Origin of the sequence: Allobosea thiooxidans (assembly GCF_900168195.1) — a bacterium.
GTDB lineage: Bacteria > Pseudomonadota > Alphaproteobacteria > Rhizobiales > Beijerinckiaceae > Allobosea > Allobosea thiooxidans.
The window spans coordinates 19,025-36,311 of sequence record NZ_FUYX01000003.1 but is presented as its reverse complement, the minus strand read 5'-3'; the positions used below and the strand labels follow the sequence as shown (position 1 = coordinate 36,311).

General features: G+C 68.3%; 15 protein-coding genes. 11 read left to right on the top strand and 4 right to left on the bottom strand.

All coding sequences use genetic code 11. The annotated features are described in order from the left end of the window. The first annotated feature begins 150 nt into the window (after positions 1–150). From B5Y19_RS06085 to B5Y19_RS06050, 8 genes are all read left to right on the top strand, one after another. The gene (locus tag B5Y19_RS06085) at positions 151–483 is read left to right on the top strand and encodes a hypothetical protein (protein WP_055730341.1); all 333 of its coding nucleotides are present in this window, start codon (positions 151–153) and stop codon (positions 481–483) included. Between the two features lie 184 nt (positions 484–667). Continuing rightward, the gene (gene guaB / locus B5Y19_RS06080) at positions 668–2,161 is read left to right on the top strand and encodes an IMP dehydrogenase (RefSeq protein WP_055730342.1); all 1,494 of its coding nucleotides are present in this window, start codon (positions 668–670) and stop codon (positions 2,159–2,161) included. A 69-nt stretch (positions 2,162–2,230) separates the two neighbouring features. Beyond that, the gene (locus B5Y19_RS06075; RefSeq protein ID WP_176168580.1) at positions 2,231–2,641 is read left to right on the top strand and encodes an MAPEG family protein; all 411 of its coding nucleotides are present in this window, start codon (positions 2,231–2,233) and stop codon (positions 2,639–2,641) included. 170 nt (positions 2,642–2,811) lie between these two features. After that, entirely contained in the window at positions 2,812–3,912 is a 1,101-nt protein-coding gene (locus tag B5Y19_RS06070; RefSeq protein ID WP_055730344.1) for a DUF2865 domain-containing protein, read from the top strand. 226 nt (positions 3,913–4,138) lie between these two features. Further along, complete coding sequence (locus tag B5Y19_RS06065; RefSeq protein ID WP_055730345.1) at positions 4,139–5,149, top strand: extracellular solute-binding protein; 1,011 nt, start codon at positions 4,139–4,141, stop codon at positions 5,147–5,149. Then, positions 5,146–6,831 carry an ABC transporter permease gene (locus B5Y19_RS06060; protein WP_139384282.1) on the top strand — a complete coding sequence of 562 codons (1,686 nt, stop codon included), beginning with the start codon at positions 5,146–5,148 and terminating at the stop codon, positions 6,829–6,831. Before B5Y19_RS06065 ends, B5Y19_RS06060 begins: the two co-directional genes overlap by 4 nt. A gap of 95 nt (positions 6,832–6,926) precedes the next feature. Beyond that, positions 6,927–8,681 (top strand): AsmA family protein, encoded by a 1,755-nt coding sequence (locus tag B5Y19_RS06055; protein ID WP_055730346.1) that lies wholly within the window; start codon positions 6,927–6,929, stop codon positions 8,679–8,681. Positions 8,682–8,757: 76 nt separating this feature from the next. Then, on the top strand, positions 8,758–9,936 hold the full coding sequence (locus tag B5Y19_RS06050) for an E22 family MetX-like putative esterase (RefSeq protein ID WP_055730365.1): 1,179 nt from the start codon (positions 8,758–8,760) through the stop codon (positions 9,934–9,936). Positions 9,937–10,079: 143 nt separating this feature from the next. On the opposite strand, the gene B5Y19_RS06045 is transcribed toward B5Y19_RS06050, so the two are convergent. The 3 genes from B5Y19_RS06045 to B5Y19_RS06035 are packed head-to-tail and all read right to left on the bottom strand — an operon-like array spanning position 10,080 to position 11,415. Continuing rightward, the gene (locus B5Y19_RS06045) at positions 10,080–10,703 is read right to left on the bottom strand and encodes an ATP-dependent Clp protease proteolytic subunit (protein WP_055730347.1); all 624 of its coding nucleotides are present in this window, start codon (positions 10,701–10,703) and stop codon (positions 10,080–10,082) included. A 47-nt stretch (positions 10,704–10,750) separates the two neighbouring features. After that, on the bottom strand, positions 10,751–11,104 hold the full coding sequence (locus tag B5Y19_RS06040) for an SRPBCC family protein (RefSeq protein ID WP_055730348.1): 354 nt from the start codon (positions 11,102–11,104) through the stop codon (positions 10,751–10,753). Beyond that, positions 11,101–11,415, bottom strand: coding sequence for an ArsR/SmtB family transcription factor (locus tag B5Y19_RS06035; protein ID WP_055730349.1), 315 nt, complete (start codon positions 11,413–11,415; stop codon positions 11,101–11,103). The genes B5Y19_RS06040 and B5Y19_RS06035 overlap by 4 nt, the downstream gene beginning before the upstream one ends. A gap of 754 nt (positions 11,416–12,169) precedes the next feature. On the opposite strand from B5Y19_RS06035, the gene B5Y19_RS06030 reads away from it, so the two are divergent. Next, positions 12,170–12,427, top strand: coding sequence for a YjhX family toxin (locus B5Y19_RS06030; protein ID WP_055730350.1), 258 nt, complete (start codon positions 12,170–12,172; stop codon positions 12,425–12,427). A 200-nt stretch (positions 12,428–12,627) separates the two neighbouring features. Further along, positions 12,628–13,266, top strand: coding sequence for a VOC family protein (locus tag B5Y19_RS06025; RefSeq protein ID WP_079591241.1), 639 nt, complete (start codon positions 12,628–12,630; stop codon positions 13,264–13,266). A gap of 17 nt (positions 13,267–13,283) precedes the next feature. Here B5Y19_RS06025 and B5Y19_RS06020 read toward each other — a convergent pair whose 3' ends face one another. After that, the gene (locus B5Y19_RS06020; protein WP_055730352.1) at positions 13,284–13,913 is read right to left on the bottom strand and encodes a MarC family protein; all 630 of its coding nucleotides are present in this window, start codon (positions 13,911–13,913) and stop codon (positions 13,284–13,286) included. A 294-nt stretch (positions 13,914–14,207) separates the two neighbouring features. Between B5Y19_RS06020 and gyrA the strand changes: the two genes are divergently transcribed. Next, positions 14,208–16,925, top strand: a complete 2,718-nt coding sequence (gyrA, locus tag B5Y19_RS06015; RefSeq protein ID WP_139384304.1) for a DNA gyrase subunit A — start codon at positions 14,208–14,210, stop codon at positions 16,923–16,925. The last annotated feature ends 362 nt before the right edge of the window (positions 16,926–17,287 follow it).

Here is a 17,287-nt window from a genome sequence, read left to right as displayed (position 1 = left end):
ATGCACGGTCTTTCTGCCTCTTCCCACAGAGCAAGTCCGCCATGCATCGGCCTCACTGCCGATCGCGATCCTGCGGCCCCATCTTGTGGCTGTCCGGCGAGGCCGGGCCGTCGCGAGGGGCGCGCGCCGTCGATTTTCGGAGAGACGAAGATGTCCCATATTTCAAAGCATTATTCCGAATCCCGCCCGCTCCTTCCCCGCCTGGGTCTCGTCGCCTCCCTCGCCCTCGCCGGGCTCGGCTTCGCTACGGCCTCGCAAGCGCAGACGGCGCCCGCGGCCGCCACGAATGGCATGTCGGCGATCTGCCAGTTCAAGACGATCCCGGGCAGCGGCGGCGAAGGGCTGCGCTACGACAATTGCGTCCGGCAGCAATCCTGCCAGAACATGGCGAATGCCGAGGGCCATATGATGAACAGCATGGGCTGCTTCGGCGTCGTGCCGGACGCTGCGGCCTCGCCCCCGGCACGCTATCTCTCGCGCTGATACCGACGACTCGGCCATGCGGCGGCCCGGCCATGCGCCGGTGCCGCTTCGGCACTGCAAAATAACCCGCCCGACGCACTAGCGAAGGCGGCCCGCCCGTGCTAACGGGCCTCGTCAACTCGGCACAGGGCCTATTGCCCCAGCCCCCTTGGAAAGCCGGTCCCTGCCGGCGTCGGAGTTGACGATGACGCTTTCCCTCGACGGTCTTATTCGCGACGGCCTCACCTTCGACGACGTGCTGCTCGAGCCCGGCCCGTCCGAGGTCATGCCCGCCGATGTCGATGTCCGCACCCAGCTCACCCGCTCGATCTCGCTGAACCTGCCGATCATCGCCTCGGCGATGGACACGGTCACCGAAGCCCGCATGGCGATCGCCATGGCGCAGGCCGGCGGCCTCGGCGTGATTCACCGCAATCTCGAGGCCGACCAGCAGGCCGAGCAGGTCCGGCTGGTCAAGAAATTCGAATCCGGGATGATCGCCAACCCGATCACCATCCACCCGGACGAGACGCTGGCCGATGCGCTGGCGCTGATGAAGCACAACGGCATCTCCGGCATTCCGGTCGTCGAGCGCGGCCCGCAGGGCCACAAGGGCAAGCTCGTCGGCATCCTGACCAATCGCGACGTCCGCTTCGCCGCCAACCCGGCCCAGCCCGTATCGGAGCTGATGACCAAGGAGCGGCTGATCACGGTGCGGGAGGGCGTGAGCCAGGAGGAGGCGCGGCGCCTGCTGCACCAGTTCCGCATCGAGAAGCTGCTCGTCGTCGATGATCACTACCGCTGCATCGGCCTGATCACCGTCAAGGACATGGAGAAGCAGGTCGCCCACCCCAACGCCGCCAAGGACGCGCAGGGCCGCCTGCTCGTCGCGGCTGCGACCACGACGGGTGAACAGGGCTTCGAGCGCTCGGAGATGCTGATCGACGCCGGCGTCGACCTCATCGTCGTCGACACCGCCCATGGCCATTCCGCCAAGGTGCTGGACGCCGTCAGCCGGGTGAAGAAGCTCTCGAATGCGGTGCAGGTCATCGCCGGCAACGTCGCCACCGCCGGCGGCGCCCAGGCGCTGATCGACGCCGGCGCGGATGCGGTCAAGGTCGGCATCGGCCCGGGCTCGATCTGCACCACCCGGATCGTCGCCGGCGTCGGCGTGCCGCAGCTCACCGCGATCATGGACGCGGCCTCGGCGGCGTCGAAGGCGGGCGTCCCGATCATCGCCGATGGCGGCATCAAATATTCGGGCGACCTCGCCAAGGCCCTCGCCGCCGGCGCCTCCTGCGCCATGGTCGGCTCGCTGCTCGCCGGCACGGACGAGACCCCGGGCGAGACCTTCCTGTACCAGGGCCGCTCCTACAAGGCCTATCGCGGCATGGGCTCGGTCGGCGCGATGGCGCGCGGCTCGGCCGACCGCTACTTCCAGCAGGACATCAAGGATTCGCTGAAGCTCGTGCCCGAGGGCATCGAGGGCCAGGTCGCCTACAAGGGCCCGGTCTCGAACGTGCTGCATCAGCTCGCCGGCGGCCTGCGCGCCGCCATGGGCTATGTCGGCGGCAAGGACCTCAAGGACTACCAGGCCAAGGCGCGCTTCATCCGCATCACCAGCGCTGGCCTGCGCGAGAGCCATGTCCACGACGTGACGATCGTGCGCGAGAGCCCGAACTACCCGACGCGCTCTTGAGTCCGCACCGCCCTTGTGCAGCACTGGCCGGAATCGATCGGGCCAGAGCTGCCCATGCGGAGCGCCATCATGACCCTGAAGCTGATCTATCCGGCGCTGGCGATGATCTTCTGGATCTTCGTCGTCGGCGTCATCCTGGCGTTGCGCCGCAAGGACGCCTTCACCTCGGGCGCCGTCCGCATGGATGAGGTCTCGGTCTCGACCGAGCGCTACCCGCTTCCCGCCCGGCTCGCCTCGGCGAACTTCTCCAACCAGTTCGAGACGCCGGTCGTCTTCTTCGCGCTGATCATGCTGGCGATGGAGGCGGGAGCGACCGGCTACGCCATGGCATTGCTGGCCTGGCTCTATGTCGCGAGCCGCATCGTCCACACCTTCATCCATATCGGCCCCAACCGGCTGCCGCTGCGCGGCGCGGTCTACGGCGTTGGCGTGCTCGCCCTGTTCCTGATGTGGCTCGGCATCCTGCTCGCGGTCCTGTGAAACCCGCTCCGGGAGCGAGGGCCGGACAACGGCGCCGGAACGCCTTGCCCGTTAAGCATTCTTCCCCGTTTTCGCGGCGGGAGCGGGCAGGAACGTTGAAGCTTAACGAAAAGTAAACTACACCCCAAGACGCGGCGGACGGTGAACAAGCGCAGTTTTGGAGTGACGCGATGTTGCGTGTCCGCGAAATCGCGGCGCGGGTTCCGCCCCGCGACGGCAAGGGCCTGTCCGCCGAAGGCGTGGACGGTGTCTCTCCCCGCGGCGCCGGCCCTGCCCGGCTGATTGCCCTCGCGGCGCTCGGCATCGCGCTGGGCTCGGGCAGCATGGTGCTGACCGCCTCGCTGGTGGCGGCCGACGACGACGCCGGCATCCGGGCATTCTATGTCGAGGAAGCCGCCCGCAAGGCGGCCCAACTGCGCGCTCAGCACGCCGCCTACATGCCGCCCCGCGCCAGCGCCTATGCGCCGGCCGCGCAGGGCTGGCGCCTGCCGCTCCTGCAGACGCGCCCGGACGGCCGGATCGCGCATCCGCCGGTCGCGCTCAACCCCTTCCGGCAGGTCGCACGCAAGGAAACCGCCTCCCGCTCCCGGAAGCACCAGAACGGCGCCGTGGCACTTGCCCCTGCCCCTGCCCATGGCGTCGCCGCGCGAGGCCAGACCTTCTGCGTGCGCCTGTGCGACGGCTTCCACGCCCCGATCGGCCAGTTGCGCGCGGCGGGCGACATGAAGGCGCATGAAGCGCTGTGCAAGGCGATGAATCCGGGCGTGCCGGTCAAGGTCTTCCGTGCCGCCATGGGCAGCTCCGGGATCAACGATGCCGTCGCGGCCGACGGCCAGCGCTATACCGCGCTGCCGATGGCCTACAGCCATGAGAAGGCCGCCGATCCTGCCTGCCGGCCCGCCATCGTCCAGGCCGGCGAGCGGCGGATCTCCCTGCTGCGCGACATCACGCTGCGCCCGGGCGACAGCGTGGTCCTCGACGGCAAGGTCTCGACCTTCGCCGGTTCCTCGACATGGCCCTATAGCCGCCACGATTTCCGCGATTTCCGCACGGCCTCGGAACTGTCCAAGGGCCAGCGTCGCCAGATCGACGAGCAGGTCGGGGTCTCCCGCATGGAGGCGGAAGCGGGCAGCGTCCGCCGGCAGATGCGGGTTCGCGAAGCGCGCCTGCTTGACGACGCCGTCGGCAGCGATGCCCTGCTGCGCGGCTCGCTCGACCCCGTCTCGCATGGGCCGGTCCGGCAGATCCCCCTGCCCACGCGCAATCCCTAGGCCGCGACAAATCGCCTTGGGCGAAAGACATGCGACCCGAGGCGCGAAAAATCCCGGTGCGTTTTCAAGGCGATGATCCAGAGATTAGAATTTATCCAAATAACGAGAACTCTAGAACTCCTATAAGACATTGATATCAAAGGATTACTTGGTTGACGCCCCGTCGGCGGCGAATTATCGCTCGCCCCAATGCGCGTTCCTGGCGCGACACCGACGGAGCAAGACAATGATCGGAAAAACCGCAATCCATGCGCTGGCGCTGTCGTCCTGCCTGCTGGCTGTCCCGGCCCTGGCGCAGAGCGTCAACCTCTACACGACGCGGGAGCCGAGCCTGCTCAACCCGGTGCTTGAAGCCTTCACCAAGGACACCGGCGTCAAGGTCAATGCCGTCTTCCTCAAGGACGGGCTCCAGGAGCGCATCCGTGCCGAGGGCGCCAACAGCCCGGCCGACGTCATGCTGATGGTCGATGTCGGCGAGATCGCCGCCGCGGTCGACGCCGGCATCACCCAGCCGGTCAAGTCCGAGGTCGTCGACAAGGTCGTTCCCGCCCAGCTTCGCCCCGACAACAACTGGGTGACCCTGACCAAGCGCGCCCGCATCGTCGTCGTCTCGAAGGACCGCGTCTCCCAGGACGCCATCACCTATGAGGACCTTGCCGATCCGAAGTGGAAGGGCAAGTTCTGCATCCGCGCCGGCCAGCACCCCTACAACAACGCCCTCTTCGCCGCCTATCTCGTCCATAACGGCGCCGAGAAGTCGGAGGCCTATCTGAAGGCGCTGCGAGCCAACGCGGCCCGCAAGCCCGGCGGTGGCGACCGCGACGTCGCCCGCGACATCCAGTCCGGCCTCTGCGACATCGCCGTGATCAACACCTACTATATCGGCCTGATGAGCCAGGCGAAGAACGAGCAGAAGGGCTGGTTCGACGCGATCAAGCCGCTGAAGACGACCTTTGCCAATGGCGGCACCCATGTGAACGTCTCGGCCGCCGCGATCGCCAAGAACGCGCCGAACAAGGACAATGCGGTCAAGCTGATCGAGTACATGCTCGGCGAGAAAGCCCAGGCCCTCTACGCCAACGGCAATTTCGAGTTCCCGGTGAACGCCGCCGTGACCGACTCCGCCGCCGTCAGGCTGCTCGGCGCCGTGACCCCGGACAAGCTGCCGCTCTCCGAGGTCGCCAAGCAGCGCAAGGCCGCCGCCGATCTCGTCGACAAGGTCGGCTTCGACAATTGAGCCTGAGCCACCCGCTCGCCGACATGCGGCGGCCGTCACCTTCGTGGCGGCCGTCGACTCGTTTCGCCTATCTCTCGCTGTTCGGCGCCGGGCTCGTCCTGCTGCCGCTGCTCGCGCTGGCCGCGACCGCGCTGTCCTCGACGCAGGCCGCCGAGATCTGGCCGCACCTCGTCGCCAATGTGCTGCCCGGCGTGCTCATGCAGACGGCGCTGCTCCTCCTCGGGGTCGGGCTGCTCAGCGCCGGCATCGGCGTCGGGGCTGCCTGGCTGGTCTCGCAGTTCGAGTTTCCCGGCCGGCGCAGCCTGGAATGGCTGCTGGTCCTGCCGCTGGCGCTGCCGACCTATCTGACCGCCTATATCTACGTCGAATTCCTCGGCTTCCAGGGCCCCCTGCAGAGCGCCTTGCGGGCCATGACCGGCTGGCGCTCGCTGCGCGACTACTGGTTTCCCGATCCGCGCAACCTGCCCGGCGCCATCGCGATCATGGCGATCGTGCTCTACCCTTACGTCTATCTCAGCACCCGCGCCCTCTTCAGCCTCCAGGGCGCCACCATCGTCGAGGCGGCGCGCAATCTCGGCGCCACGCCCGGCCGGCTGTTCTGGCGCATCGGGCTGCCGCTGGCGCGCCCGGCGCTGGCCGCCGGGCTGACGCTGGTGCTGCTCGAGACGCTCAACGACATCGGCGCGACCGAGTATCTCGGCGTCCGCTCGCTCACGCTCTCGATCTACACCACCTGGATCAACCGGGGCTCGCTGCCCGGCGCGGCGCAGATCGCCTGCGTGATGCTGCTCGTCGTCTTCCTGCTCATTTTGGCCGAGGCCCGGCTACGCGGCCAGCGCCGCTTCACCCTGCCTGTGCGGCAGCCGCGCCATGTCGGCCGCAAGCTCCTGACCGGCCGTGCGGCCGCGGCGGCGGCCTTCGCCTGCCTGCTGCCTGTCCTGTTCGGAGCGATCCTGCCGATCGGCTATCTCGTCGCCGAGATCCTGCAGCGCGGCCTGCTCGACCAGTTCGATACCGGGCTGCTCAAACTGCTGGGCAATGCCGTCCTGCTCGCCGGGACCGCTTCCATCATCGTCCTCGCCCTCGGCCTGGGTATCGCGACCGCGAGCCGCAGCGGCCGCGAAACCTGGCTGAAGCCGCTCGCCCGCCTCGCCTCGCTCGGCTACGCGGTGCCGGGGACCGTGCTCGCACTGGGCCTGCTGATCCCGCTCGCGGCCTTCGACAATGCGCTGGCGAATGCGAGCCGGGCCCTGTTCGGCTTCAATCCGGGCCTCGTGCTGATCGGGTCCGGCGCCGCGCTGGTGATCGCCTATGCGGTCCGCTTCCTCGCCATCGGCGTCTCCGGTGTCGAGAGCGGGCTGGCGCGCGTCTCGCCCCGGATCGACGATGCCGCCCGCGCGCTCGGCGCCGGCCGGCAGGAGATCCTGCGCCGGCTGCACTGGCCGCTGGCGCGCCCGGCCGTCGCGGCCGCGGCCCTGCTGGTCTTCGTCGACTGCCTCAAGGAACTGCCGGCGACCCTGCTGCTGCGCCCGCTCAACATCGACACGCTGGCGACCGTCGTCTACGGCCATGCCTCGCGCGGCGTGTTCGAGGACGGGGCGCTGGCCGCCCTGCTGATCATCCTCGCCGGGCTCTATCCGGCCGTGATCCTGGCGAAAACCAGCGTGAATCGCGTGGGATAGCCGGCTCGCCAGCCTCGACAATCCGCCGGCATCGGCCTAAATCCTGTGCCGCCAGGGGGCTGGCTGACTTTCGGCCGATGCCGATTCGGAAGTCCATGACCAGACGTACTGCGATCCTTGCCATCTGCCTCGTCGCCGTGGTCGGCCTGCTCGGCCTGCGGTCCTGGGAGCTTGCGCTGGGTCGCGTCGAGCGCAGCGCCGTCGCCGCCATCGAGCGGAAGACCGGCTTCGTGGTCAAGACGGTCGAGCGCGCCGAGTTCGCGCTGCTGCCCCTGCCCCGCATCAGCCTGTCCTCGGTCGGCTTCGCGCAGCGCGACGGCGTGCTGTCGGGCGAGGCCGTGCGCGTGCGGGCGCATCTGCGCCTGCTGCCCCTGCTGACCGGCGAGCTCAGCTTCGACCGGGTCGACCTGGTCGCGCCGCGGATCGATGTCGCCGTCCCCGTCGGCAGCGACGGCGTGACCGACTGGCTGGCGCCACCGCTCGCCGAGCTCGAGCGCCTGCGCAGCCAGAGCAAGATCGTCCTGCAGGGCGGCTCGGTCTTCCTGCGCGCCGACGGCGCGATCCAGAGCGTCGTCCGCGACGTCAATCTGGTGATCGACGAGCGCAGCCAGAACGAGCCGCTCGACCTCTCGGGATCGCTGACCTGGCGCGGCGTCCCGACCGAGGTGAGCCTGCGCTGGCCGATGGTCGGCGGCAGCGCCAAGGCGGCGCTCTCCGCAACCTCCCCGCTGCTGAAGCTGCGCTTCGAGGGCACGCGCTCCGGGCCAAGCGAATCGATGATCAGCGGCCTGCTCGCGCTCTCCACGCCGTCCGTGCCCCAGCTCCTCGGCTGGTTCGGCGAGGATTCGCGCCTCGCGGCCGCCCTCGGCGCCCTGACGCTGTCGGCGGACATGCAGCTGAAGCCGCATGAGGCCTCCTTCAACAACGTCGTCGCCAGCCTCGACGGCGAACGCCTCGACGGCGTTCTCAAGCTCTCCGACAATGCCGGGCGCTTCGCCCTCTCCGGGACGCTGGCCGGCGCCGCGCTGGATCTCGGCCGCCTGATCGACCGCCTGCCGGTGCCGAAGGTCGATGCGGCCGATCCGTCTCCCTTGGACCTCGAGGCCTGGACCGCCCGCGAGATCGACCTACGGGTCTCCGTCGATGCGGCCAGGCTGAAAGGCGCCCGCCTCACCGATGTCGCGACCTATCTCCTCGTCAAGAAGGGCCGCTTCGAGGCCGGCCTGCTGCGGGCCAATGCCTATGGCGGCACCGTCAAGACCCGCCTGCTTGCCGTCAGCGCGCCGAGCGGCGTCGACGTCAAGGTCCAGGCCGGGCTCGACAAGGTCAATTTCGGCCAGGCGGCGGCCGATTTGCCGCAGATCGCGCGGCTGAGCGGCACCGGCGGCTTCCAGCTGGCGCTGGACGGCGCCGGCCGCACCTTCGACGAATTGCTGGGCTCGCTGACGGGGCGCGCCAACCTTTCCCTCCGGCAGGGCGAGATCGGCGGCATGGCGCTGGCCGACCTGCTGCGCCGGGCCGAACGCAACCCGGTCCAGGCTCTGCGCGACTGGCGCCAGGGCAAGACCGCGTTCGACACGCTGGTCGCGAATGCCGGGATCGCCGGCGGCCTCTTCGTGCTCACCGATGCCCAGATGAGCGGACAGGCCTACCAGCTGAACCTCTCCGGCAACGCCGCGCTGCGCACGCGCGTCCTCGACATGACGGCGGTCCTCTCCTCGACCACCAGTGCGCTGAGGCTGCCTTTCGGCCTCAAGGGCCCCCTGGCAGCACCGCTCTTCGAGCTGGAGACGGATGCCATGCTGACGCCCACCGGCGCCTCCCTCGCCCCCACGCTCCTCACCCGCTGACGCGCCTCGCTTCCGCAGGCGGCGGAAATCCGCTCTGATGGCAGCGCATGTCACAAGCAGCCGGAAGGATGTGGTGATGAATCGATGGATCATGGGCGCGCTCGCCCTTGCAGGATGGATCACGACAGGCATGGCGCAGGCGCAGGAACTGATCGTCGAGAAGAAGATCTTCGAGCTGCCGAGCTTCACCACCCAGTCGGGCCGCACGCTGAAGCAGGTCCGCGTCGGCTGGGAGAGCTACGGCACGCTCAACGCCGACAAATCCAACGCCGTGCTGATCTGCCACTTCTTCTCCGGCAACTCGCACGCCGCCGGCAAATACGCGGCCGCGGACCCGCAGCCCGGCTACTGGGACGCGATCATCGGCCCCGGCAAGGCGATCGACACCGACAGGTACTTCGTCATCGCCTCCGACACGCTGGTGAACCTCAACACCGGCGATCCCAAGACGACCACGACCGGCCCGGCCTCGATCGACCCCGACACCGGCAAGCCCTATGGGCTCGATTTCCCCGTCGTCACCGTTCGCGACTTCGTCGAGGTTCAGAAGGCCTTGGTCGAAAGCCTTGGAATCAAACGGCTCGCGCTGGTCGCCGGCCCGTCCATGGGCTCGCTCCAGACCTTCGAATGGGCGGTGAGCCACCCCGAGATGGTCGCCAAGGCGATGCCCGTCATCGGCGCAGCCGAGGCCGACGCGATGCTGATCGGCTGGCTCGACGTCTGGGCGGCGCCGATCCTGGTCGATCCGGACTGGAACGGCGGCGACTATTACGGCAAGGCGCCGCCGCTCGCCGGCCTCGCCAAGGCGCTGACCGCCGTGACGCTGCAGGCCAACCATCAGGACTGGGCGAACGCCACCTTCGGCCGCCGCCCGGCGAAGGAGGGCGAGGAACCGGGCAAGGCCCTCGCCAACCGTTTCCAGGTCCAGAGCGTGCTCGACAATGCCGGCATGGCCCGCGCCAAGCTCTCCGACGCCAACCATTTCCTCTATCTGATCAAGGCCAACCAGCTCTTCGCCGCCGGCGGCATCTCGCTCGCGGACGGCATGGCGAAGATCCGGGCGCCGATGCTCTACATCACCCAGCCCAAGGATCTCGTCTTCACCCCGGACATGGTCGCCCGCACGGTGAAGGCGGCGCAGGACGCCGGGCGCGACGTCACCCATGTCACCATCGACGGCGTCCGCGGCCATCTCGACGGGGTGATGTCGATGAAGCAGGCGGAAGGCGCGATCCGGGCGTTCCTGGCGAAGTAGCGCCGTCTGATCTCGGGCGGAACCACGCCGTCATTGCGAGGAGCGAAGCGACGAAGCAATCCAGGGCGGCAGAGCTCTACGTCCCCCCTGGACTGCTTCGCGGCGCTCGCAAAGACGGCTCAGACTGATGGGAAAATGGGACTCTAGCCCTGCCCGGAGACGTCCGGCAGGCCTTCCGTCTTGTGAATGATCCGGTCGATCAGCCCCCATTCGAGCGCTTCTTCCGCCGTCATGAAGCGGTCGCGATCGAGCGTGCGCTCGACCTCCTCGTAGCTGCGCCCGCAATGCTCGGCATAGAGGCGCGTCACCCGACGCTTGGTCTGCTGCATCTCCTCGGCATGGATCAGGATGTCCGAGGCCTGCCCCTGGAAGCCGCCGAGCGGCTGGTGGACATGCAGGCTCGCATTCGGCAGGGCGGCACGCTCGCCCGGCTCCCCCGCCATCAGCAGGAACGACCCCATCGAACGGGCCGTGCCCATGCACAGCGTATGCACCGGCGCGCGGATGTAGCGCATCGTGTCGTACATGGCGAAGCCGCTGGTGACCACGCCGCCCGGCGAGTTGATGTAGAGATGGATCGGCCGCTTCGGGTTCTCCGCCTCGAGGAAGAGAAGCTGCGCGCAGACCAGCGCGCTCATCGCGTCGTTGACCTCGCCATTGACGAAGACGATCCGCTCCCGCAGCAGCCGGGAATAGATGTCGAAGGACCGTTCGCCGCGGCTGGACTGCTCGACGACCATAGGGACGAGTTGCATCGTTTCGCGCATCGGCGAACTCCGGTCTTGCTTGCAGGAAGAAGGTGTGTCGGGCCGGGTCAGGCGGCCCGCATCAGCGGCGGATCGTTGCTGTTTGCCGGAGTGCGGCGAACATGGCCCTGGCCCGGCAGTTCGTGGATCACGTGCAGGCTGCTCCCGCCGCCCGGGCTGGCGGCGACCCGGAAGGTGACCGTGCTTTCGCCGTAGGGGGGCTCGCCATCGCGCATCCGGTAGCGCAGGGCTGTGCCCGGCGTGACCACGCTCGGCTCGGGATCGGCCAGATCCGCCGCCGGCAGCCAGCTCTCGCGCAGCCCGGGCGTGCTGATGGCGCGCCAGAGCTTCTCGGGCGGCTCGTCGAACTGGAATTCGAAGACGAGGCTTGCGGACGGTTTCCGGCTCGTATCGCCCTTCATTGGTCCATCCCTTTCAGCAGATCCCTGAGCGCATCGATGCGTGCCGGCCAATAGGCGCGATACTTCGCCAGCCATTGCGCGATCTGCGCCAGCCCCTCCGGGTCCACCTCGTAGTTCACGAAGCGCCCCTGCCTTTCCTCGCGCACCAGACCGGCACCGCGCAGGACCGACAGGTGCTGCGACATCGCCGGCTGGCTGATCGCCATGCCCTCGCGCAAGGCGCTGGCATTCATCGCGCCCGTGGCCAGCTTCTCGAAGATGGCCCGGCGCGTCGGATCGGCCAGCGCCCTGAAGATGTCATTCTCGACCATGGCATGACATAAGCATTCACTTATATTATTGGCAAGCCCCTTTCGCCACCGAGGCCAGCGGCGCGCGCCGAAAGCCCCGTCCGGCCTCGGGCCGCGGGGTTTCTCGAGCAGCGATCCCCGAGGGGATGCGCGGGGTCGGGCGGCGCACGGCCGTGGACCGCGTGCCGAATGTCGATGTCGAATGTCGAAGTCGATGCGGCCGGCCGGCGCCGCCCGAACCCCGCGCGCGGCTCTCTCGCGCCTCCCCGCCTCAAGCTCTCACCGGGCCTGCCTGTTCGGCCCGGCGGCGGGAAGACGCTCCGGGAGAAGCCGCCGGCAATGGCGGCAGGCCCGGACACCGCATCCCGCCCGGCCGCACGATGCCTCGCGACAGCCCCCTTGGTCGGGCGGGACGGCTGGATGATAAGCCCGGAACACGGTACCGGGGATAAGTCCGTTGGTCGGCCGACGCGGGAGCGACAGCCTTCAAGAGCGCCCGGCGCCGCCACCACGCTCCGCGATCGACACGAAAAGCGCCCGCCGGGGGCTCCGGTAGAGGCCGGCCTGCAACAGTCGGGCAACATTCCGGCGACAGAGGTCGCAGAGGCGATTTACCGCCGCCCCCGTCGAGAGCTAGGGATCGTCCATGTTGGAGATTGTGACCACCCGCTGATCGTCTCGCCCGAGCGAGACACCCAGCCGCATCATCCGCCACGGCGCACCCTGCCCCGCGGCGCGCCGATGCGCGTGTGCTTTCAAGTCACAGGCTCACCCAATGAACATCTCACGTTGCGAGCAGCGCGTGCTGCACGTGCTCGCGCAGGGCGGATTCATTCGCCATCAGCGGACCGATTCCGGCCGCATCTTCGAAGTCCTCTGCTTCACCCGCGAGGGCCACATCCTCACCGACTGCACGCTCGAAATCTTCTCCAGCCTTCGCCGCAAGCGGCTGGTCGAATCGAAGGCGTCCAGCCCCTATCGGATCTCGGACAAGGGGCGCCGCTCCGTGCGCTCCCAACTCGACAACCGCTGACGCCGATCGAGCGATGCCAGCCGGCTGCCCGGAACGGAGAGCACCCCGCTCCGGGCGGCTCCCCATCCCACCCGGCCGCACGATGCCTCGCGACAGCCTCTTGGTCGAACAGAACGGCTGGATGATAAGCTTGAAATACCAATGGCGGCGAGAGTCGCGCCGGTCGCGAATGTCCGTAACGCCGCAGCCCTGGATGGACCATGCTCGCGCTCGACCACCTGACCGTCATCGCGCCGACCCTGGCGGAGGGCGTGGCGCATGTCCGCACCTGCCTCGACCTCGACGTGCCGTTCGGGCAGCGCCACAGCTACATGGGCAGCTGGAATCATCTGCTCCAGCTCGGCGACGGAACCTATCTGGAGATCGTCGCCCTCGACCCCGAGGCCGCAGCGCCCTGCCGCGCACGCTGGTTCGGCCTGGACGACCAGCGGCTGCTGCGCGCAGACTGGGATGCCGGCCGGCGCCTGCGGGGCTGGGTCGCACGTACCGATGCCATCGATGCCGTCCTCGCGACGCATGGCCGGATCTTTGGCGAGAAGGTCGCGCTGCCCTGGGCCGAGCCTTCCTTCGACTTTGCGATCCCGCCGGACGGCTCGCTGCCGCTTGACGGCGCCGCGCCGTCGCTCATCGACCGGCGCGGCAAGCCGCGCTCGATGGCGACCATCGCGGATCTGGGCGCCAGGCTCGAATCGTTCGCGCTCAAGCACCCCGATGCCGCGGCCATCTCCGCGCTCTATCGCGAGATCGGCATCACCGGCGGGCCTGAAATACGGCGCGGGCCGGCCCTGCGCTACTGCGCCCGGATCGGCACGCCGCGCGGTCCCAGGCAGCTGTCCTGAGACCCGGCGCGGTCGCCCTACCCCGCCAGCGCCGCCTTGATGCCGTCGATCACGAACTGCACCGCCAGCGCCGCCAGGATCACGCCGAGCAGGCGCGTCAGCACGACATTGCCGGTGACGCCGAGCAGCTTCGCGATCGGCGTCGCGGTCAGGAACACGGCGAGGCAGGAGAGGATCACCAGCCCGCAGATCGCCGCCAGCGTGACCAGCAGCAGCGGATCGCCGCCGGCCCGGCCGGCGAGCAGGATCATCGCGGTGAGCGCGCCGGGCCCGGCCATCAGCGGGATGGCCAGCGGGAAGGCCGCGACGTTGCGGATATGGTCGAGCGTGATCGCGGTCTCCGCCGTCTGCTGCTTGCGCTCGGTGCGGCGCTCGAACACCATCTCGAAGGCGATCCAGAACAGCAGCAGCCCGCCGGCGATGCGGAAGGCCGGCAGCGAGACGCCGAGCGCCTTCAGCACCACGTCCCCCGCCACGCCGAAGAAGCCCATGATGCAGAAGGCGATGATCGAGGCGCGCACCGCGACCTGCCGCCGCTCGCCCGCCGACATGCCGCGCGTCAGCGACAGGAAGATCGGCGCGAGGCCCGGCGGGTCGAGCGTGACCAGCATCGTGACGAGGGCGGAGGTGGCGAATTCGACGAACATGCGGCACGACTTGACCACGGCTTTTGCCCGCCGTCACCCACGAAGAAAGGCGGGATTGTGGCAGCGCCTGTGGACGGCTTTCCAAACGGCCCGCAACGCATTGATATCGCTTGTTTTATTTTTGCCGGGACAGGGCCCGCTTTTGCTGGCGCGAAAAGCCGGAATCGGATAGCCAGAAGCCTGAAAAAATAGCAGGAATCGGGATATTTCTCCTTGAGCGACGATACCGACGACAAGCGCGACGACGCCCCGGATTTCGGCGGCGACATCAAGCCGATCGCGATCACCGACGAGATGAAGAAGAGCTATCTCGATTACGCCATGAGCGTGATCGTGAGCCGCGCTCTGCCCGATGTCCGCGACGGCCTCAAGCCGGTCCATCGCCGCATCCTGTTCTCGATGCACGAGAACAAGAACCTGCCCGAGCGGCCCTACACCAAATGCGCCCGCATCGTCGGCGACACGATGGGTAAGTACCATCCGCACGGCAACCTCGCGGTCTATGACGCGTTGGTGCGCATGGCGCAGGATTTCTCGCTGCGCCTGCCGCTGATCGACGGCCAGGGCAATTTCGGCTCGATGGACGGCGACAGCCCGGCCGCCGACCGTTACACCGAGGCCCGCCTCGACAAGGCGGCGATGCCGCTGCTCGCGGACCTCGACCTCGAGACGGTCGATTTCCAGCCGAACTACGACGGCAAGGAGCATGAGCCGACGGTCCTGCCGGCGCGCTATCCGAACCTGCTCGTCAACGGCGCCGGCGGCATCGCCGTCGGCATGGCGACCAACATCCCGCCGCACAATCTCGGCGAGGTCATCGATGCCTGCGTCGCCTATATCGACAACCCCGAGATCTCGATCGACAGCCTGATCGAGATCGTCCCAGGCCCGGACTTCCCGACCGGCGCCTCGATCATGGGCCGCAGCGGCATCCATTCGGCCTATCACACCGGCCGCGGCTCGATCGTGATGCGGGCCAAGACCCATATCGAAGAGCTGCGCAAGGAGCGCGAAGCGATCATCGTCACCGAGATTCCCTATCAGGTGAACAAGGCGACGATGGTCGAGAAGATCGCCGATCTGGTGCGCGAGAAGCGCATCGAGGGCATCTCCGACCTGCGCGACGAATCGAGCCGCGAGGGCGTGCGCGTCGTCATCGAGGTCAAGCGCGACGCCGTGGCCGACGTGGTGCTGAACCAGCTCTACCGCTTCACCCCGCTGCAGACCTCCTTCGGCGCCAACATGGTGGCGCTGAACGGCGGCCGCCCCGAGGTGCTCAACCTCAAGGACTTCATCTCGGCCTTCGTCGAGTTCCGCGAGGAGGTCGTCTCCCGGCGCACGCGCTACCTGCTCAACAAGGCCCGCGAGCGCGCCCATGTGCTCTGCGGCCTCGCCACGGCGGTCGCCAATATCGACGAGGTCATCCGTCTGATCCGCACGGCGCCGACGCCCTCCGACGCGCATGAGGCGCTGATGGCGCGCGACTGGCCGGCCGAGGACATCGCCCCGCTGATCGCGCTGGTCGACGACCCGCGCCACCCGATGAACCCGGACGGCACCTACCGCCTCTCCGATGCGCAGGCCAAGGCGATCCTCGAGCTGCGCCTCGCCCGCCTCACGGCCCTCGGCCGCGACGAGATCGGCGACGAGCTGGAGAAGCTCGCCAAGGAAATCGCGGACTATCTCGACATCCTGCGCTCGCGCGCCCGCATCCAGTCGATCGTCAAGGCCGAGCTCGACGAGGTGAAGACCGCCTTCGCCACGCCGCGCCGCACCGACATCCAGGACTGGGGCTCCGACCTCGACGACGAGGACCTGATCGCCCGCGAGGACATGGTCGTCACCGTCTCGCATGGCGGCTACATCAAGCGCGTGCCGCTCTCGACCTACCGGGCGCAGCGCCGCGGCGGCAAGGGCCGCTCCGGCATGGCGACCAAGGACGAGGATTTCGTCGCGCGGCTGTTCGTGGCCAATACGCACACCCCGGTGCTGTTCTTCTCCTCCGAAGGCCAGGTCTACAAGGAGAAGGTCTGGCGGCTGCCGCTCTCGGCACCGAATGCGCGCGGCAAGGCGCTGGTCAACATGCTGCCGATCGAGGCCGGCGAGCGCATCACCACCATCATGCCGCTGCCTGAGGACGAGGCGAGCTGGGAGACGCTTGACGTGATGTTCGCCACCGCCTCGGGCGGCGTGCGTCGCAACAAGCTGTCCGACTTCGTCAACGTCAACCGCGCCGGCAAGATCGCGATGAAGCTCGACGAGGGCGACCACATCGTCGACGTGCAGATCTGCACCGAGAACGACGACGTGCTGCTGACCACCGCCGGCGGCCAGTGCATCCGCTTCGCCGTGCCGGAAGTGCGCGTCTTCAAGGGCCGCGACTCCACCGGCGTGCGCGGCATCAACCTGGCCAAGGGCGACAAGGTCATCTCGCTCGCGATCCTGCGCCACCTCGACGCCACGCCCGACGAACGCGCCGCCTATCTCAAGCGCGCCGCCGCAGCCCGCAGGGCGCTCACCGGCGAGGCCGAGGACGGCCCGGAGACCGCTGCCGTGGTCGAGGCCGATGCCGAGGAGAGCGCCGGCGACATCGAGCTCGGGCTCGAGAAGTACACCGCGATGGGTGCGGCCGAGCAGTTCATCCTCACCGTCTCGGAAAAGGGCTACGGCAAGCGCACCTCGTCGTTCGAGTACCGGGTCACCGGGCGCGGCGGCAAGGGCATCGTCGCCATGGTCGTCAACGACCGCAACGGCAAGCTCGTCGCCTCCTTCCCGGCCCTCGATTCGGACCAGCTCATGCTCGTCACCGATGGCGGCCAGCTCATCCGCGTGCCGGTCGATGCCGGCCCGGACAACCGCATCCGCATCGCCGGGCGCTCGACCCAGGGCGTGACGGTGTTCAACACCGCCAAGGACGAGAAGGTCGTCTCCGTCGAGTGCATCAACGACGACGGCGAGAACGGTGAGGAAGCCGGCGACGAGGCGGCGGGCGAAGAGTCTACGGAAGGCTGATTTATCAGCCTCTTGCGGCCATGACCTCAGGCCCTGCCTGAAGCCATGGCCGATAGGCTCGGATGAATCCGCGCCAGCTCGCGTCAGCCCCGGCATGACGGTGCGCGGCTGCCTCTACCCCGGGCCACGGCAGCCATTCCGGGCTTCGCGACGGCGAAGAGCCCGGAAGCCATGGACACCGCGTTTCCGTCATGGTCGGGCTTGTCCCGACCATCCACGTCTTCCTTCCGCAAGGGCGGTGTTCAAGACGTGGATGCTCGCCACAAGGGCGAGCATGACGATGGCTAGGATGGTTCTGGGTTTCGGGCTCAGGCCTTCGGCTTGCCCCGGAAAGACGGCGGCGTGAACCGCCGCCCTCTGCC